The following is a 15,431-nucleotide window of genomic DNA, read 5'->3' as shown; positions in this document are numbered from 1 at the left end:
CCTTCCCCCGCTTGCGGGGGAAGGTGCCGAAGGCGGATGAGGGCGCTTTTGCCCTGCGTCGTGGAAGCCCCTCAGCCCTTCGGGGGAGCGAAAATCATGGCTGCGCGCGCACCAGCAGCACGTCGCTGGGCACGGCCGGCACGATGCGGCGCGAGGTGCCGCCCACCAGCAGGTGAAACGCCAGGCCGCGGCGGAAGGCGCTGATCACCACCAGGTCCGACTCCTCCTGCACGACATGGTCGCGCAGCACGATCTCCGGGTGGCCGTGTTCGATCAGCGGCAATACCCGCGCCCTCACCTCAACGGCAAGCGGTGTGCTGTCGAGGAAGGATCGCATCGTGGCCATTTCCATGCGGGCCAGACCGGTGCTGTGCTCGGCGTCCAGCCACAGCGAGGTGTACGGGATGTCCAGCACGTGCATCAGGGTCAGCCGGGCGTCGGGAAGCCAACTGGCGGCGGTGGTCAGGCCGCAGCGCGATTCGTCGGTGAAATCGGTACCGACCACCACGTTGGCGTAGGCCCCGTGCGGCCGGCTCTTGACCACCAGCAGGGAGACGGGCGACTTGCGCAGCAGTTGCTCGGTTACGCGGCCCAGCGCACTCGGCGAGGACGGCTCGGATGCGCCCAGCACGATCAGGTTGCAGGCCTGCTGCGCGGCGACGTCGAGGATGGCCTCGGCGGGGTCGCCATCGACCACATGGATGGCCAGCGCCGCGACGTCCTGTCGCAGGTCGCGACGGATCTGCCGCTCCACCACGATCGGGCTGGTGCGACCGGGCCGCCACGACGGCTGGTTGAGCGGCGCCAGCTCGTCCTCGCCGGGGCACGGCTGCACGTGCACCACGTGCAGCGGCACGCCCCACTGCAAGGCCAGTTGCGCGGCGCGATCCAGGGCGCGGTCACCGTGGCTGCGAAGGTCCGTCGCCAGCAGTATTTTTTGTGGTGGCGCGAGGCTTGAAGCGGTCGCGTTCATGCGCGCTCTCCTTGTCCCGACAGGTTGGCATGATGGCGCGCCGGCGCGGTTCGCAGGCCGGCGGCACGATACGACTATAGAGCTTTGCGGGTGGATCGACGCGGCTTGTAGACTCGGGCAACGGCGTCCGTTTCCGCGACTCGCCTTCCGCCCACGGAAGCGCCTGCCGGTGCGTGCGCTTCGCGACCGGTGCTGCCGGCGTATTCCCCCCAACGGTGGCCCGATGCCCTACGACTCCGCTGCGCTCGCCATGCTCTGCCTGCCCTTCCTGGCCAGCGTGGCTGTGCTGATGGTGCGCGGGCGGTCGTGGGCCACGTGGTCGATGATCGCCGCCGCGGCGGCGTGCCTGCTGCTGGCGGTGGGCATCTATCCGGCGATGGAAGGCGCCCGCGCGCTGCGCCACGTCATCCCGTGGGTGCCGTCGCTGGGGCTGGACCTGGTGCTGCGCGTGGACGGCTTCAGCTGGCTGTTCCTGATGCTGATCTGCGGCATCGGCCTGCTGGTGGGCGTGTACGCCCGCTACTACATGCCGCCGGACGATCCGCTGAACCGGTTCTGCGCGCTGCTCCTGGCCTTCATGGGATCGATGCTGGGCATCGTGATGTCCGGCAACGTGATCCAGCTGGTGTTTTTCTGGGAGCTGACCAGCCTGTTCTCGTTCCTGCTGATCGGCTACTGGAACCAGGGCGCCTCGGCGCGCGAGGGCGCGCGCATGGCGTTGATCGTCACCGCGGGCGGCGGGCTGTGCCTGTTCGCGGGCATGCTGCTGCTGGGGCACATTGCCGGCAGTTATGACCTGGACGTGATCCTGGCCGCCGGCGAGCGCGTGCGTGCCGACGCCTTGTACACGCCGATGCTGGTGCTGGTGCTGCTGGGCGCGCTGACCAAGAGCGCGCAGTTCCCGTTCCATTTCTGGTTGCCGCAGGCGATGTCGGCGCCGACGCCGGTGTCGGCGTTCCTGCATTCGGCGACCATGGTCAAGGCCGGCGTGTTCCTGCTGCTGCGCTTCTGGCCGGTGATGTCCGGCACGGACGCCTGGTTCTGGCTGGTGGGCGGCGCCGGCCTGCTGACGCTGCTGCTGGGCGCGGCGGCGGCCGTGTTCCAGCAGGATCTGAAAGCGGTGCTGGCCTATTCCACCATCAGCCACTTGGGGCTGATCACCATGCTGATCGGCCTGGGCAGCACGCTGGGTGCGGTGGCGGCGATCTTCCACATCGTCAACCACGCCACGTTCAAGGCGTCGCTGTTCATGGCCGCCGGTGCGGTGGACCACGAGACCGGCACGCGCGACCTGCGGCGCCTGGGCGGCTTGCGCCATTTCATGCCGATCACCGCCACGCTGGCGGTGATCGCCAGCGCCGCGATGGCCGGCGTGCCGCTGCTCAACGGTTTCCTGTCCAAGGAGATGTTCTTTGCGGTGGCGCTGACCACCCACCGCGGGCCGGCGGTGGACATGGTCGCCGCGGCCATCGCGGTGCTGGCCAGCGCCTTCAGCGTGGTCTATTCGCTGCGCTTTGCGGTGGGCGTGTTTTTCGGCCCGGTGCGCGATGACTACCCGCACCAACCGCACGAACCGCCGCGCTGGATGCGCCTGCCCATCGGCTTGCTGGCGCTGGCCTGCGTGCTGGTGGGCACGCTGCCGGCGCGGATGATCGGGCCGCCATTGCGGGCGGCGGCGCGCTCGGTGCTGGGCCACGACACGCCGGCGTTCAGCCTGGCGGTATGGCACGGCCTGACCCCGCCCCTGCTGATGAGCGCGATCGCGCTGGTGGCCGGTTGCCTGATCTACGCCGTGCTGCGCGCACGGTTCGCGGCGCGCGAAACGCTGCCGCTGATCGGCCGGTTCAGCGGTCGGCGGATGTTCGAGTGGGTGCTGACGCTGCTCACCGCCACCTTGCCGGCCACGTTGGAGCGCGCGTTTCCCAGCCGCCGGCTGCAACCGCAACTGCTGCTGATCGTGCTGGCCGCGTCGCTGGCAGCGGGCATGGCGATGTGGGGGACGCCGCTGCCGCTGGCGCTGCACGGCTCCGGTGTCGATCCCGCGTTCGCGCTGCTGTGGCTGCTGGGCGGGGCCTGCGCGGTGGGCGCCGCGACGCAGGCGAAATTCCACCGGCTAGCGGCATTGCTGCTCACCGGCGGCGCCGGGCTGGTGTCGTGCATCAGCTTCGTGTGGCTGTCGGCGCCGGACCTGGCGGCAACCCAGTTGCTGGTCGAGGTGGTCACCACCATCGTCATCCTGCTTGGCCTGCGCTGGTTGCCCAAGCGCATCAGCGGCCTGGCGCCGGACACCCGCCGCGCCCGCCTGCGCCGCCACCGCGACATGGTGATCGCCGCCGGCGTGGGGCTGGGGTTGGCGGCGCTGGCCTATGCGGCGATGCTGCATCCGGTGGCCGACTCGATCTCGCACTTTTTCCTGGAGCGCGCCTACACCGAGGGCGGCGGGCACAACGTGGTCAACGTGATCCTGGTCGATTTCCGCGGCTTCGACACCATGGGAGAAATCAGCGTGCTGGCGATCGTGGCGCTGACGGTGTTCGCGCTGCTGCGTCGCTTCCGGCCGGCGATCGAGAGCGTGGACGCGCCCGCACAGCAACGCTTGCAGGCGGCCTTCGAGGCCTCCGACAACGGCGCCACCACCTCGATGGTGGTCGATTACCTGCGCATCCCCGGCCTGATCGTGCAGCTGATGGCGCCGGTGATCGTGCTGTTCGGCCTGCACCTGTTCCTGCGCGGGCACGACCTGCCCGGCGGCGGGTTTGCCGCCGGCATCACGGTGTCGGTGGCGCTGATCCTTCTCTACATGGCACGCGGCGCTCGCTGGGTGGAGGTGCGGTTGCGGGTGGCGCCGCTGCGCTGGATCGGCGCGGGCCTGCTGCTGGCGGTGAGCACCGGACTGGGCTCGATCGCGTTCGGCTACCCGTTTCTCACCTCGCATTCGCGCCATGCCGAGCTGCCGCTGCTGGGCGAGCTGCCGCTGGCCACGGCGATGCTGTTCGACCTGGGCGTGTTCTGCGTGGTGGTGGGCGCCACCTCGCTGATGCTGGTGGCGCTGGCGCACCAGTCGCTGCGCCGCCCGCGGGTCATGGGCGAGCCGGTGGCGGATGCCGGGGGAGATCGCTGATGGAGGCGGTGCTGGCGCTGGCGATCGGCGTGCTTGCGGCCTCGGGCGTGTGGCTGCTGCTGCGCCCGCGCACGTTCCAGGTGATCATCGGCCTCACCCTGATCTCCTATGCGGTGAACCTGTTCATCTTCTGCATCGGTGGCCTGCGCACGGGCGCCGACCCGGTGCTGCGCGAGGGCACGGACATCGCGCACTACGCCGACCCGCTGCCGCAGGCGCTGGTGCTCACCGCGATCGTGATCAGCTTCGCCACCACCGCCTTGTTCCTGGTGGTGCTGCTGGCTTCGCGCGGGCTCACCGGCAACGACCACGTCGACGGCAAGGACGGCACGCCATGAGCGCGCATCTGCTGGTGCTGCCGATCGTGCTGCCGCTGCTGGTGGCGGCGCTGCAGTTGCTCGTGGGCGAACGGCGACGGCGGCTGGTGGCCGGGTTGAGCGTGGCGTCCTGCGTGGCCCTGGTGTTGCTGGCCGCCGCGTTGCTGACTGCGGTCGCCGGTGCCTCGGCCGGCGATGGCCTGACGGCGGTCTACCGCATCGGCGACTGGCCGGCCCGCTTCGGCATCGTGCTGGTGGCCGACCGGCTGTCGGCGCTGATGCTGCTGCTTACCGCGGTGCTGGCGCTGGCCCTGCTGCCATGCGCGCTGGATCGCTGGCGGCAGCCGGGCGGCCCGGTGCAGCCGATGTTCCAGTTTTTGCTGATGGGCTTGAACGGCACCTTCCTCACCGGCGACCTGTTCAACCTGTTCGTGTTTTTCGAGGTGCTGCTGGCGGCCACCTATGGCCTGGCGCTGCATCGGCCAGGCGCGCGCCGGGTCAGCGCCGGCTTGCACTACATCGCGGTCAACCTGCTGGCCTCGATGCTGTTCCTGGTCGGCGTCAGCCTGATCTTCGGGGTTACCGGCACGCTCAACATGGCGGCGCTGGCGCGGCTGATCCCCACGGTGCCGGACAACACGCGCGCCCTGCTGCATGCGGGTGCCGCGATCCTGGGCGTGGCCTTCCTGGTGAAGGCGGCAATGTGGCCGCTGGGCTTCTGGCTGCCGCGCACCTATGCCGCGGCGACCGCGCCGGTGGCGGCGATGTTCGCGATCATGACCAAGGTGGGCGTGTACATCTTGCTGCGCCTGAGCCTGCTGCTGTTTGGCGACCGCGCCGGCCCGGTCTCGGCCGGCTTCGGCGACAGCTGGCTGTTGTGGGGCGGCATGGCGACCGTGGCGGTCGGCGTGGTCGGCATGCTGGGTGCGCGCGATCTGGGTCGGCTGGCCGGTTACAACGTGCTCATCTCCTCGGGCACCCTGCTCGGTGCCATCGGCCTGCAGCATCCGGCGGTCACCGCGGGCGCGCTGGCCTACCTGGTGATTTCCACCCTGGCGATCGCCGCCTTCTTCCTGCTGGCCGGCATGCTGGCGCCGGACGACGAGGCCGAGGCGACCCCGCTGCTGGAGCCGTACGATCCGGCCGGCGAGGCGTTGTACGCCGACGAGGACGAGAGCCGGCCCACGTTGCCGGCGCCGGTGGCGCTGCTGGCGATGTGTTTCCTGGTCTGCGCCCTGGTGCTGGCGGGGTTGCCGCCGCTGTCCGGCTTCCTGGCCAAGTTCGCCTTGCTGGCGCCCATGCTGGAAACCGGCGCGGGCCGCGGTGCGGCAGCGCTGTTCACCCTGGTCGTGGTGGCGGGCTTCTGCACCGTGGTCGCGATGTGCCGCACCGGCATCCAGATCTTCTGGGCCGATGAGGACTGGGCGTTTCCCGCCATCCGCCTGGGCGAGGCCGTGTCGGTACTGGTCCTGCTTGGATCGTGCCTGGCCTTGAGCGTATGGGCCGATGCGCCGCTGCGCTACCTGGCGGCCACCGCCGAGCAGTTGCACGCGCCGGCCCATTACATCCGTGCGGTGTTTCCATGAGGCACTGGCACGTGAGGCGTTGGCTGCGGCATCCGTTGATGGCCGGTTTCCTGCTGCTGGCCTGGCTGGTGTTGCGGCAGAGCCTGGCGCCGGCCACGGTGGCCAGTGGGGTGGTGATCGCGCTGGGGTTGGCGTGGGCCTTCGGCAAGCTGCGCCCGCCGCGGGCGCGGGTGCACCATTACGCGCTGCTGCTCAAACTGCTGCTGCGGGTCGTGCGCGACATCGTGCGCTCCAACCTGGCGGTGGCGCAGATCGTCCTGCGCCGGCGCGGAAGGTTCACGTCGGGATTCGTGGCGATCCCGCTGCAGCTCACCGATCCTTACGGACTGGCCGCGCTGGCGTGCATCATCACCTCGACCCCGGGCACGATCTGGGTCGACCACGATTCGGCCCGCAACGTGCTGCTGATCCACGTACTGGACCTGGTCGACGAGGCGAGCTGGATCGACACGATCAAGCAGCGCTACGAGCGCCCCCTGCTGGAGATCTTCCAATGAGCCATGGATTCCTCGCGTTCGCCATCGTGGCGGCGCAGTACCTGCTGCTGCTGGCGATGGCCTTTTCGATCATTCGCATGGTGCGCGGACCGCGTGCGCAGGACCGCGTGCTGGCGCTGGACGCGTTGTACGTGAACGCCATGCTGTTGCTGCTCAGCATCGGCATCCGCACCGGCAGCGAACTGTACGTCGAGGCGGGCCTGATCATCGCCCTGCTGGGCTTTGCCGGCACGCTGGCCTTCTCCAAGTTCCTGCTGCGTGGCGAGGTGATCGAATGAACCATCTCGATGCGTTGCCGCCGTGGACCGCCATGCTGGTGGGCGTGCTGGTCTTGCTGGGCGCGGGCTTTGCCTTCGTCGGATCGCTGGGCCTGCTGCGCCTGAAGGATTTCTACAAGCGCGTGCATGCGCCCACGCTGGGCACCACGTTCGGCGCCTTCTTCATGCTGGCCGGGTCGATCGCCTGCTTCTCGCTGGTGCACGGGCGGCCGATCTTCTACGAGGTGCTGATCGGCGTGTTCCTCACCCTGACCACGCCGATCACGCTGATGCTGCTGGTGCGCGCGGCCTTGTACCGCGACCGCGTGGAAGATTGGCAGGAGTCGCCGCCCCCGTCCGAATGATTGGCCCTCAGAAGCCCATGCCGTACGGATCGTTGCCGGCCAGCTCCTCGTTGCTGCCGCCTTCGGCCAGGCGGATCTTCAGCGCCAGGCCATCGCGCGAATCGGCCTTGGCCAAGGCCTCGTCCAGGTCGACGCGACCTTCCTTGTACAGCCGGTAGAGCGACTGGTCGAAGGTCTGCATGCCCGCCTGCAGGCTGCGGTCCATGGCCTCCTTCACCTCGTGGATCTGGCCGCGGCGGATCATGTCGCGGATCAGCGGCGTGTTCAGCAGCACTTCGGCGGCGGGAATGCGCCGGCCGTCCTTGCCCATCACCAGGCGCTGGCTGATCACCGCGCGCAGGTTCAGGGCCAGGTTCATCAGCACGTTCTTGTGCGCCGACTCGGGGAAGAAGTTGAGGATGCGCTCCAGCGTCTGGTCGGCGTTGTTGGAATGCAGCGTGGCCAGGCACAGGTGACCGGTTTCGGAAAACGCGATGGCCGCCTCCATGGTGATGGTGTCGCGGATCTCGCCGATCATGATCACGTCCGGCGCCTCGCGCATCGCGTTCTTCAGCGCCTCGTGGTAGCTGTGGGTGTCCAGCCCCACCTCGCGCTGGTTGACGATGGATTTCTTGTGCCGGTGCAGGTATTCGATCGGGTCCTCGATGGTGAGGATGTGGCCCGACGAATGGGTGTTGCGATGGTCCAGCATCGCCGCCAGCGTGGTCGACTTGCCCGAGCCGGTGGCGCCCACCACCAGGATCAGGCCACGCGGCTCCATGATCAGGTCACGGAAAATCGAAGGCAGCTGCAACTGGTCGATGCTGGGGATCTCGCTCTTGATCGCGCGGATCACCATGCCCACTTCGCCGCGCTGCTTGAACACGTTGATGCGGAAACGGCCGGCGTCCTTCACCGCCAGCGCCATGTTCAGTTCCAGGTCGCGCTCGAACTGCGGTACCTGGCCTTCGTCCATCAGCGAATAGGCGATCTTCTTGACCATGCCGTTGGGCAGGCCGGTGTTGCCCAGGGGGTAAAGCCTGCCCTCCACCTTGATGTTCACCGGAGCGCCGGTCGACAGGAACATGTCCGACGCGCCCTTGTCTACCATGAGCTTCAGGAAGTAACCGATGTCCACGTATGGCCCCTGTCCGTGTGCGTTGCAATGAAGGATTATGCCCGCACACAATACGCTTCAATACTTGATCAGGAATGTGATGGTGCACATCTTTTTCCAGCCGGCGCGGGCCTCCCGCCGACTTTTTGCGATGGCGACCGCCCTGGGCGTGGCGCTGCTTGTCGGCGGTTGCGCCAGCGTGCCGCCACCGGACAATGCAATGAACCTGGCGCAGAACCAGTTGCAGGCCGCACGCGATGCCGACGCGGCCGATTACGCGCCGGTCGACTTGGGGTTCGCACAGGACAAATTCCAGCAGGCACAGACCGCAATGGCGCAGCGCAAGTACGCCGACGCCGCCAACCTGGCCGAAGAATCGCGCGCCGATGCCGAGCTGGCCAGGGCCAAGGCGCGGCTGGCCGCCGCCCGCGCACAGATCCAGGCCAAGGTGCAGGAGAACGCCCGACTGCGCCAGCAGGGCGAACAGGACACCTCGTCACCCGCGACCGCTGCGAGCGACTACGCACCCGCCGACAACTCCGCGCCACCGCTCGACGACATGCCCGCACCGCCGACCTCGGCGCTCACCGAGCCACCGTCGGGCGAAGGTTTCCAGACCGTCCCCAGCACGCCAGCCCAACCAGGCCAGAACCCCATCCCCTCCGATCAGGGGAGCCAGCCATGAAACGTTTCTCCACTGTTTTCGCAGCCGCGCTGCTGACCCTGGCCGGTGCGCAGGCCGTGCATGCGGCGCAGGACGATATCGACGTCAATCGCCTCAACAGCAGCCTCGACCAGCTGGCCAACGACCCCACCCTGGGCAACTACGCCCAGGCCGAACAGGCGCGCGCCCACGACGCGATCAATCGTCTGGCGCAGGCGCGTTCGCGCGACCGCGCGCACGAGCTGTACCTGGCCGAACGCCGGGTGGACCTGGCCAAGGCTGCGGCGCAGCTGCAAGACGCGCAGGTCAAGCTGACCCAGCTCGATCGCGAGCACGACCAGATCCTGCTGGACAACAGCCGCCGTGACGCCGAGCGCGCACGCCGCGAGCTGGAGCGCCAGCGCATGCAGTACCAGATGGCGCAGGAAGAAGCGGCCCGCCTGCAGCAGCAGGGCCAGGCGTATTCGCAAGCCGCCGAGCAGGCCCGCATCGAGGCCGAGAAAGCCAAGCGCCTCGCCGCCGCCCAGAGCAAGGTCGCCCGCGCCGCCCGGCGCGAAGCCGAGTTGGCGACCAAGGTGGCCAAGGCGATGCGTTCGCAGATGCAAGGCGAGGAAGCGCCTGCCGAGCCGGCCGCGCCTGCCACGAAGCCGAAGAAGCCATAGGCACGGTTGGCGAATTTCCTGCGAGCACCCGCCCCCTCTCCCCAGCCCTCTCCCCGCCGGGGAGAGGGCGCTATCCGGTGCTCCTCTAAGGTTCGACCTCGTGTCAGCCTGCCGCCAAAGTCCGAAGCGACCGTGACCTCCTCTCCCCTTGGGGAGAGGACACAGGAGAGGGGCCGGTGCTTGCGGAAATGCCCAAAGATGCGAGCGTCCGGCGGCCCGCCAGTCCGAACTCGCCACCCTTCCACTGCAGCCCTCAACCTGAACGCAAAAGCCTGTTTCGACAGGTTTTTTCCATTAATTTGACCGTGTTCAAACAAGCCGGTAAAGCTGCTTGCCAACCCCCATGGGCCGGTGTAGGGTCAAAGTCCCATGGGCATCCAGACCCATGGGTCACTGACCTGAATTCATGCCCATCAGCGTTCACATCCCCACCCGCGATTCCGGACGTCCGGCGCGGGTCGTTGGTGCGCGCATGCATTCATACGTCGGCGGGCCACCGCATCCGGGCGCCCGCCAACCCACTCGCGAGGAGGTCGGATCATGTTTGAAAACCAGCAGCGTGACGATGTCGAGGCATTGATGAAGGCGGATGCCGAATTCCGCCGGCTTTACCAGCGCCACAAGCAACTCGACAGCAAAGTGCACGATGCCGATATCGGCGTACTTCCCATCGATAACCTCACCCTGAGCAGCATGAAGAAGGAAAAGCTGCAGGCCAAGGCACGGCTCGAACGCATGTGGGAAAGTCGCAAGACCCTGACGCATTGATCTGCCCGGTTTGACATGACACGCGGCCCCGGCCTCCCTCGAAAGACGGACGCCGGGGCCGCCGCCTTTCTGGCGCCACGCGCGCACCGGAATCGCCCTCCCGCTCGGCTATCATTGACGTCTGTCGCGGCGCATGGCGCCCGCCCTTCCTTCCACGGAGCAACCATGACGATCCACCAAAGCGTCCTGGAACTGATCGGAAACACCCCGATGGTGCGCACGCAGCACCTCGATACGGGTGTCTGCGAGCTGTTCCTGAAGCTGGAGAACGCGAACCCCGGCGGCTCGGTGAAGGACCGCATCGGCATGTCGATGATCGAGGGCGCGGAGCGCGCGGGCCGGATCAAGCCTGGCGACACGCTGGTGGAAGGCACCGCCGGCAACACCGGCCTCGGCCTCGCGCTGGTAGCGCAACAGAAAGGCTATCGGCTGGTGCTGGTGGTGCCGGACAAGATGAGCCGCGAGAAGATCTTCAACCTCAAGGCGATGGGCGCCGAAGTGGTGCTGACCCGTTCGGACGTGGCCAAGGGCCATCCCGAGTATTACCAGGACATGGCCGAGCGGATCGCCAGCGAAACGCCCGGCGCGTACTTCATCAATCAGTTCGGCAACCCGGACAATCCCGCCGCGCACATCCAGTCCACCGGACCGGAAATCCTCGCCCAGATGGACGGCAAGGTAGACGCCATCGTGGTCGGCTGCGGCTCCTCCGGCACGCTGACCGGGCTGTCGCAGTATTTCGCCGAACACTCGCCGGCCACCGAAATCATCCTGGCCGATCCGGTCGGCTCGATCCTCTGCCAGTACATCAACGAGGGCACGCTCTCGACCAAGTCCGCCAGCTGGATGGTCGAGGGCATCGGCGAGGATTTCCTGCCGCTGATCAGCGATTTCTCGCGCGTGCGCAAGGCCTATGCAATTTCCGACAGGGACAGCTTCCTCACCGCGCGCGAGCTGCTGGCGAAGGAAGGCGTGCTGGGCGGCTCATCCACCGGCACCCTGGTGGCCGCCGCGCTGAAGTACTGCCGCGAGCAGACCGAACCGAAGCGCGTGGTGACCCTGGTCTGCGACACCGGCAACAAGTACCTGTCCAAGATGTACAACGACTACTGGATGCTCGACAACGGCTTCCTGGAGCGCGAGCAGCACGGCGACCTGCGCGACCTGCTGCTGCGCCCGTACGCCGAGCGCGACACCGTGGTGGTGGGCCCGAACGAACTGCTGGTCACCGCCTATACCCGCATGAAACTCTACGATGTCTCGCAACTGCCGGTGATGGATGGCGACAAGCTCGTCGGCATCGTCGACGAGTCGGACGTGCTGATGCATGTGCACACCGACGAGGCGCGGTTTCGCGATGCCGTGTCCGTGGCGATGATCAGCGACCTGCAGATGCTGGACATGCGCGAACCGATCACGGCCTTGCTGCCGGTGTTCGAGCGCGGGCACGTGGCCATCGTGGTCGACGGCGACGATTTCCTCGGCCTGATCACGCGTATCGACCTGCTGAACTACCTGCGCCGCAAGGTCAACTGAGGCGCAGGCCCGAGAAGCATTCCCCGATGGATCATCGCGATCCGTCGCCTACCCATCCAAAGGATTTCCCCGATGTGCGGAATTGTTGCTGCCGTTGCCCAACGCGATGTGGCGCCGCTGTTGATCGTTGGCCTGAAGGCGCTGGAATATCGCGGCTATGACTCGTCCGGCCTGGCCGTGCTGAGCGGCGGCGGCATCCAGCGCGTGCGCGCCAAGGGCAAGGTGCGCGAGATGGAAGCGCTGTACCTGGCCAACCCCCTGCCCGGCGGCACCGGCATCGCACACACGCGCTGGGCCACCCACGGCGTGCCCAGCCAGGCCAACGCGCACCCGCATGTCGCCGGGCGGGTAGCGATCGTGCACAACGGCATCATCGAGAACTACGCCAGCCTGCGCGCCGAACTGCAGCAGGCGGGGCACGTGTTCACCTCCGAAACCGACACCGAGGTGATGGCCGCGCTGATCGACCGCCAGTTGAACAACGGCCTGAAACTGCGCGAGGCGGTGCTGGCCACCGTGCGCGAACTGGAAGGCGCCTACGCCATCGCCGTGATCAGCAGCGAGGAGCCCGACCGCGTGGTCGGCGCGCGCCGCGGCGCACCGTTGCTGGTGGGCCTGGGCATCGGCGAGAACTTCCTGGGCTCCGATGCGCAGGCCTTGATCCAGGTGACCAACAAGATCATCTATCTCGACGAGGGCGACGTCGTCGAGATCACCCGCGACAGCGTGCAGATCTGCAGCCTCGACGGCGCGCCCGCCGAACGCGCCATGCACGAGAGCGAGCTGTCCGCCGACGCGGTCGAGCGCGGCGAATACCGCCACTACATGCAGAAGGAAATCTTCGAGCAGCCGCGCGCCGTGGCCGACACGCTGGAAGCGCGCCTGGGCCCGCACGGCGTGCTGCCCAACATCTTCGGCATCGAGAGCGACGAGCTGCTGCGCCGCACGCGCGGCGTGCACATCATCGCCTGCGGCACCAGCTACCACGCCGGCCTGGTCGCCAAATACTGGATCGAGGAATTCGCCCACCTGCCGGTGAGCGTGGAAGTGGCCAGCGAATACCGCTACCGCGAAGCGGTGGTGCCGCCGGACACCTTGCTGGTCGCCATTTCGCAATCGGGCGAAACCGCCGACACGCTGGCGGCGCTGCGTGAATCGACCCGCCGCGGCTATCTCGGCACGCTGGTGATCTGCAACGTGCCCGAGTCGTCACTGGTGCGCGAGGCGGATCTGAAACTGATGACCCGCGCCGGCCCGGAAATCGGCGTGGCCTCGACCAAGGCCTTCACCACCCAGCTCGCCGCACTGGCGCTGTTCGCGCTGGAGCTGGCGCAGCGCAACGGCATGGACCCGGCGCGCCATGCCGAGCTGTGCGCCGAACTGCAGCACCTGCCGCGCGCCATTGAAGACGCCCTGAAACTGGAGCCGGCCATCGTCGAGTTGGCAGCCGAATTCATCCATCGTCAGCACGCCCTGTTCCTGGGCCGCGGCGCGCATTATCCGGTGGCGCTGGAAGGCTCGCTGAAGCTCAAGGAGATTTCCTACATCCACGCCGAGGCGTACCCGGCCGGCGAGCTCAAGCACGGCCCGCTGGCACTGGTCGACGAGAAGATGCCGGTGGTGGCGGTGGCGCCAAACGGCCCGCTGCTGGACAAGCTGAAATCGAACCTGCAGGAAGTGCGCGCCCGCGGCGGCCGGCTGATCGTGTTTGCCGACGGTGCGGCCGGCATGGACGACATGACCGACCACGGCACCACCTTGCGCGTGGCGTCCGGCGGCAACTTCATCGCGCCGATCGTGTTCACCGTGCCGCTGCAGTTGCTGGCCTACCACGTGGCCGTGCTGCGCGGCACCGACGTGGACCAGCCGCGCAACCTGGCCAAGTCGGTGACGGTGGAATAAGCCGGGCGAACCCGCGGGCGGCGGTACGCCGCCGCCTCAGGAACTGCAGGACAGCATCGAACACCCCGCCTTGTGCCGCGCCCAGTCAGGGCGCTTCTGCGCGAACGCCTCGCGCCCAGGTTGCTCGTCATACGGGTGCCGCATCACCTCGAGCAGTTCATGGATACCGCCGGCATCGCCGGCCTGGGCCCGGTCAATCGCGTTCTGCACCAGGTAGTTGCGCAGCACGTAGCGCGGGTTGGCCGCGTGCATGCGCTGGCGGCGTTGGGCGGCGGTTTGCGGATCGCTCGCCAGGCGCGCGGCGTAACGAGCGAGCCAGTCGTTGAAATCCGGCTCCGCCTCGCGGCGCTTCGCGTCGTCGTAGAAGGCCGCTTCCAGCGACGCCAGCGTCGGTGCCTGCGGGTCGACGTCGCCCAGGCCGCGAAACCACAGCGTCATGTCCACTTCCGCCCGCGTCAGCAGCGCGTGCAGGGACTGCATCAGCGCCGCGTCGTCATCGCGGCATTCGACCAGGCCCAGCTTGGCCGCGATGTTGGCGCGGTCGGCGGCCGCGTACGCAGCCGCGTAGCGATCCAGCCCCGCCTGCAACGCATCGACACCGTCGAACAGCGGCGCCAGCGCACCGGCCAGCCGGCTGAGGTTCCACCACGCCACATCCGGCTGCTGGCCGAAACGGTAACGGCGGCGCTGTGCGTCGGTGGTGTTGGGCGTCCAGTCCAGGTCGAAATTGTCGATCCAGCCGTAGGGGCCGTAATCGATCGTGAGGCCGAGGATGGACATGTTGTCGGTGTTCATCACGCCGTGCACGAAACCTACCCGCATCCACTGCGCCACCATGCGCGCCGTGCGCTCGCACACCTGCGCAAACCACTCGCCGTACAACGCCTCGCCCTGCCCGTCGAGCTCGGGGAAATCGCGGCGGATGGTGAAATCGACCAGCTGCCGCAGCAGCGCGGTATCGCCACGCGATGCAGGCAATTCGAAATTGCCGAAACGGATGAACGAGGGCGCCACGCGGCATACGATGGCACCGGGCTCCGGCGCGGCGTGACCGTCGTAGAACATGTCGCGCCACACCTCCTCGCCGGTGGCGATCAGGCTCAGCGCGCGCGTGGTGGGCACGCCCAGGTGATGCATCGCCTCGCTGCACAGGAATTCGCGCACCGACGAGCGCAGCACGGCACGCCCGTCGGCACTGCGCGAGTACGGCGTGGGGCCGGCGCCCTTCAGCTGCAGCTCCCAGCGTTCGCCGGCTGCATTGATCACCTCACCCAGCGAGATCGCGCGCCCGTCCCCCAGTTGCCCGGCCCAGTGGCCGAACTGGTGGCCGCCGTAATTGGCCGCGAATGGCTGCATGCCCGGCAACAGCGCGTTGCCGCCGAATACCCGGGCGAAGGCAAGTGTGGCGATGTCGGTCCGGCGGATACCCAGCAGTGACGCGGTTTCCGCCGAGTACGCCAGCAACCGGGGCGCCGCCACCGGCGTGGGCTCGACCAGCGAATACAGCGCGCCATCCACCTGGCGCAGGCGCGCACCCCGCTCGGGGTCGACGGGTAGTTCACGGACAAACGCATTGTCGAAACGCAGCTTGAGCATGCGAAGCTCGATCGGCAGGAGACACCATCGTATATCCGGTCGACGACGATGCCTTGCAAGGCACCTGCACCGCGATGTCGCCTCACGGTCC

At 67.9% G+C, this 15,431-nt stretch carries 14 protein-coding genes; 11 read left to right on the top strand and 3 right to left on the bottom strand.

What is annotated here, in order from left to right:
• Nucleotides 1-94: 94 nt before the first annotated feature.
• Nucleotides 95-973: a universal stress protein gene (locus ABD017_RS03885; RefSeq protein WP_343880319.1), complete on the bottom strand. Its 879-nt coding sequence runs from the start codon at nucleotides 971-973 to the stop codon at nucleotides 95-97.
• A 223-nt stretch (nucleotides 974-1,196) separates the two neighbouring features.
• Between ABD017_RS03885 and ABD017_RS03880 the strand changes: the two genes are divergently transcribed.
• The 6 genes from ABD017_RS03880 to mnhG are packed head-to-tail and all read left to right on the top strand — an operon-like array spanning nucleotide 1,197 to nucleotide 7,116.
• Nucleotides 1,197-4,094: a monovalent cation/H+ antiporter subunit A gene (locus ABD017_RS03880; RefSeq protein WP_343880317.1), complete on the top strand. Its 2,898-nt coding sequence runs from the start codon at nucleotides 1,197-1,199 to the stop codon at nucleotides 4,092-4,094.
• On the top strand, nucleotides 4,094-4,432 hold the full coding sequence (locus ABD017_RS03875; protein ID WP_343880315.1) for a Na+/H+ antiporter subunit C: 339 nt from the start codon (nucleotides 4,094-4,096) through the stop codon (nucleotides 4,430-4,432). The genes ABD017_RS03880 and ABD017_RS03875 overlap by 1 nt, the downstream gene beginning before the upstream one ends.
• A complete protein-coding gene (locus ABD017_RS03870) occupies nucleotides 4,429-5,997 on the top strand; it encodes a monovalent cation/H+ antiporter subunit D (RefSeq protein ID WP_343880313.1) in 1,569 nt (522 codons plus the stop codon). Before ABD017_RS03875 ends, ABD017_RS03870 begins: the two co-directional genes overlap by 4 nt.
• 11 nt (nucleotides 5,998-6,008) lie before the next feature.
• Nucleotides 6,009-6,494 carry a Na+/H+ antiporter subunit E gene (locus tag ABD017_RS03865; RefSeq protein ID WP_343880311.1) on the top strand — a complete coding sequence of 162 codons (486 nt, stop codon included), beginning with the start codon at nucleotides 6,009-6,011 and terminating at the stop codon, nucleotides 6,492-6,494.
• Nucleotides 6,491-6,772: a K+/H+ antiporter subunit F gene (locus ABD017_RS03860; protein WP_056079290.1), complete on the top strand. Its 282-nt coding sequence runs from the start codon at nucleotides 6,491-6,493 to the stop codon at nucleotides 6,770-6,772. The genes ABD017_RS03865 and ABD017_RS03860 overlap by 4 nt, the downstream gene beginning before the upstream one ends.
• Complete coding sequence (mnhG, locus tag ABD017_RS03855) at nucleotides 6,769-7,116, top strand: monovalent cation/H(+) antiporter subunit G (protein WP_343880307.1); 348 nt, start codon at nucleotides 6,769-6,771, stop codon at nucleotides 7,114-7,116. The genes ABD017_RS03860 and mnhG overlap by 4 nt, the downstream gene beginning before the upstream one ends.
• 7 nt (nucleotides 7,117-7,123) lie before the next feature.
• On the opposite strand, the gene ABD017_RS03850 is transcribed toward mnhG, so the two are convergent.
• Nucleotides 7,124-8,233, bottom strand: coding sequence for a PilT/PilU family type 4a pilus ATPase (locus tag ABD017_RS03850; protein WP_343880305.1), 1,110 nt, complete (start codon nucleotides 8,231-8,233; stop codon nucleotides 7,124-7,126).
• Between the two features lie 130 nt (nucleotides 8,234-8,363).
• Between ABD017_RS03850 and ABD017_RS03845 the strand changes: the two genes are divergently transcribed.
• The 5 genes from ABD017_RS03845 (at nucleotide 8,364) to glmS (ending at nucleotide 13,744) form a co-directional block, all read left to right on the top strand.
• A complete protein-coding gene (locus ABD017_RS03845; protein ID WP_343880303.1) occupies nucleotides 8,364-8,897 on the top strand; it encodes a DUF4398 domain-containing protein in 534 nt (177 codons plus the stop codon).
• Nucleotides 8,894-9,538 (top strand): hypothetical protein, encoded by a 645-nt coding sequence (locus ABD017_RS03840; RefSeq protein ID WP_343880301.1) that lies wholly within the window; start codon nucleotides 8,894-8,896, stop codon nucleotides 9,536-9,538. Before ABD017_RS03845 ends, ABD017_RS03840 begins: the two co-directional genes overlap by 4 nt.
• A 540-nt stretch (nucleotides 9,539-10,078) precedes the next feature.
• A complete protein-coding gene (locus tag ABD017_RS03835) occupies nucleotides 10,079-10,306 on the top strand; it encodes an HP1242/YdcH family protein (protein WP_343880299.1) in 228 nt (75 codons plus the stop codon).
• Between the two features lie 165 nt (nucleotides 10,307-10,471).
• Nucleotides 10,472-11,842, top strand: coding sequence for a pyridoxal-phosphate dependent enzyme (locus ABD017_RS03830; RefSeq protein WP_343880297.1), 1,371 nt, complete (start codon nucleotides 10,472-10,474; stop codon nucleotides 11,840-11,842).
• Between the two features lie 72 nt (nucleotides 11,843-11,914).
• A complete protein-coding gene (gene glmS / locus ABD017_RS03825; RefSeq protein WP_343880295.1) occupies nucleotides 11,915-13,744 on the top strand; it encodes a glutamine--fructose-6-phosphate transaminase (isomerizing) in 1,830 nt (609 codons plus the stop codon).
• 36 nt (nucleotides 13,745-13,780) lie between these two features.
• On the opposite strand, the gene ABD017_RS03820 is transcribed toward glmS, so the two are convergent.
• Nucleotides 13,781-15,340 (bottom strand): protein adenylyltransferase SelO, encoded by a 1,560-nt coding sequence (locus ABD017_RS03820; protein WP_343880293.1) that lies wholly within the window; start codon nucleotides 15,338-15,340, stop codon nucleotides 13,781-13,783.
• Nucleotides 15,341-15,431 lie beyond the last annotated feature (91 nt).

The organism is Rhodanobacter caeni, assembly GCF_039523575.1.
In the GTDB taxonomy this organism is placed as follows: domain Bacteria; phylum Pseudomonadota; class Gammaproteobacteria; order Xanthomonadales; family Rhodanobacteraceae; genus Rhodanobacter; species Rhodanobacter caeni.
Note: the sequence above shows the minus strand (reverse complement) of the source record. Positions and strands in the feature narration are given on the sequence as shown.

Excerpts from the sequence above, each read along its gene's own strand:
- ABD017_RS03880 (WP_343880317.1), top strand. The coding sequence starts at position 1,197 with ATGCCCTACGACTCCGCTGCGCTCGCCATGCTCTGCCTGCCCTTCCTG.
- ABD017_RS03885 (WP_343880319.1), bottom strand. The coding sequence starts at position 973 with ATGAACGCGACCGCTTCAAGCCTCGCGCCACCACAAAAAATACTGCTG.
- ABD017_RS03860 (WP_056079290.1), top strand. The coding sequence starts at position 6,491 with ATGAGCCATGGATTCCTCGCGTTCGCCATCGTGGCGGCGCAGTACCTG.
- ABD017_RS03835 (WP_343880299.1), top strand. The coding sequence starts at position 10,079 with ATGTTTGAAAACCAGCAGCGTGACGATGTCGAGGCATTGATGAAGGCG.
- glmS (WP_343880295.1), top strand. The coding sequence starts at position 11,915 with ATGTGCGGAATTGTTGCTGCCGTTGCCCAACGCGATGTGGCGCCGCTG.
- ABD017_RS03830 (WP_343880297.1), top strand. The coding sequence starts at position 10,472 with ATGACGATCCACCAAAGCGTCCTGGAACTGATCGGAAACACCCCGATG.
- ABD017_RS03840 (WP_343880301.1), top strand. The coding sequence starts at position 8,894 with ATGAAACGTTTCTCCACTGTTTTCGCAGCCGCGCTGCTGACCCTGGCC.
- ABD017_RS03845 (WP_343880303.1), top strand. The coding sequence starts at position 8,364 with ATGGCGACCGCCCTGGGCGTGGCGCTGCTTGTCGGCGGTTGCGCCAGC.
- ABD017_RS03820 (WP_343880293.1), bottom strand. The coding sequence starts at position 15,340 with ATGCTCAAGCTGCGTTTCGACAATGCGTTTGTCCGTGAACTACCCGTC.
- ABD017_RS03875 (WP_343880315.1), top strand. The coding sequence starts at position 4,094 with ATGGAGGCGGTGCTGGCGCTGGCGATCGGCGTGCTTGCGGCCTCGGGC.
- ABD017_RS03870 (WP_343880313.1), top strand. The coding sequence starts at position 4,429 with ATGAGCGCGCATCTGCTGGTGCTGCCGATCGTGCTGCCGCTGCTGGTG.
- mnhG (WP_343880307.1), top strand. The coding sequence starts at position 6,769 with ATGAACCATCTCGATGCGTTGCCGCCGTGGACCGCCATGCTGGTGGGC.